Source organism: Motilimonas eburnea (assembly GCF_021295345.1).
GTDB classification, from domain to species: Bacteria; Pseudomonadota; Gammaproteobacteria; order Enterobacterales; family CBDFNC01; genus Motilimonas; species Motilimonas eburnea.
On sequence record NZ_JAIMJB010000059.1, the window covers coordinates 1 to 906 of the forward strand.

The window sequence follows — 906 nt, forward strand, 5'->3', positions numbered from 1 at the left end:
GAAATAAAACAGTTAAAACGTGAGCTGCGGGAAAAAGAAAAAGCATTAGCTGAAACCGCGGCGATCTTAGTGCTGCGAAAAAAGTTAAATGCGCTTTGGGAGAACGACAGCGAGGACGGTTAACGTCACTCCCACAGCGCACAAAATTTGTGTCGTGGATACAAGAGGCGAATCGCTCTGGTGCTCGGCTTAATGTTGCCTGCCGTGAAGTGGGGATCACTTTACGCACCTATCGGCGCTGGTATCGCAATGGCGCGATAACCACTGATAAGCGGCCGGATGCGGTTCGTCCAACGCCAGCGAACAAACTCACGGAGGCAGAGCAGGCCAAAATTATCGAGGTGTGTAACTTGGACAAATTCGCCAGTTTACCGCCATCGCAAATCGTACCAAGCCTGCTTGATGACGGCGAGTATTATGGCTCCGAGTCAACGTTTTATCGGGTATTAAAGGCCAATGGACAGCTACATCACCGCGGACGAAGTATGACGCGAAAGGTGTCAGCACAACCCACGACTTATACAGCAACAGGGCCGGGTCAGGTGTTTTGCTGGGACATCACCTATTTACCCAGCACAGTACGCGGACAATTTTACTACCTGTACATGCTTGAAGACCTGTTTAGTCGGAAAATAGTCGGTGACGAAGTGCATGAACAGGAGTCTGGTGAGCATGCGGCGCAGCTGTTAGAACAAACACTGTTACGGGAAAAATGTTTACACAGTGGCGTAGTACTGCACTCAGATAACGGAGCTCCCATGAAGTCACAAACCATGCGTGTAAAAGCCTATGAGCTTGGCGTGACGACGTCGTATAACAGGCCAAGGGTAAGCAACGATAATCCGTTCGCTGAGTCCTTGTTCCGTACGTGTAAATATCGGCCTGATTGGCCGTCAGCAGGCTTTA

At 50.1% G+C, this 906-nt stretch carries 1 pseudogene; it reads left to right on the top strand.

Annotated features, from left to right (window positions below):
* Positions 1-906 (top strand): annotated as a pseudogene (locus K6Y21_RS21085) (DDE-type integrase/transposase/recombinase); the annotation flags it as partial.